2 protein-coding genes are annotated in these 709 nt (G+C 34.4%); both read right to left on the bottom strand.

Annotation, left to right across the window (positions count from 1 at the left end; translation table 11 throughout):
- Nucleotides 1-272: aldehyde dehydrogenase family protein (locus AC3G7N_RS21090; RefSeq protein WP_489424106.1), on the bottom strand; the 272-nt coding region annotated here is incomplete at its 3' end.
- Between the two features lie 234 nt (nucleotides 273-506).
- Nucleotides 507-709: nucleoside transporter C-terminal domain-containing protein (locus tag AC3G7N_RS21085; protein WP_489424105.1), on the bottom strand; the 203-nt coding region annotated here is incomplete at its 5' end.

Below are 709 nucleotides of genomic sequence, written 5' to 3'. Positions count from 1 at the left end.
TTACCAGCTTCCTTGACAATAGAATTAGCAAATTCCTCTTTATTTTCCTGAAGCAATTCAGAAACCTGTTTAAGTATTTTGTAGCGCTCATATGCACTTAATTTGGTTGATTTATATGCTTTTTCAGCGCTGTCAATTGCTTGATCGACCTCTTTTTCACCAGCCTTGGAAACCGTTGCGTAAATATCTTGTGTGTATTTGTTTAACACCTCTATCGTTTCGTCGGCAGATACCCAATTACCATTTATAAATAAATCGAATTGTTCACTCACTTTATCGCTCTCCCTAAAAATAGTCTATACTTTATCTTTCCTTATTCTTTATGATATAAACATTAGAAAAGCGCAAGTGTATGTTTGAAAGCCGACGCTGGAGCTAGATATATTTTATACATTCTTATCTTTCAAGAAAAATATCCGAACTAATCCAAATTCTATTTAAATAATTTGGAATCATAGTTCGGATTTCTTTATGACTGAATCACTTTTGCCTTGGCTTCTTTTTATCTATAAGAACAATCCAACTACTGTGGCTGATAAAATAGATGCAAGTGTTGCACCAATTAATAACTTCATACCAAAACCGGAAACTTGGATTGCTTTTTTGCTGTCAATTGCTTGTACCGTTCCAGCAATAATGCCGATTGAAGAAAAGTTAGCAAAACTGGTCAGGAATACGGAAACAATACCGATTGTTTTCTCTGACATGC

The organism is Virgibacillus carmonensis (assembly GCF_057836705.1).
This window is presented reverse-complemented; position numbering and strand designations above follow the sequence as displayed.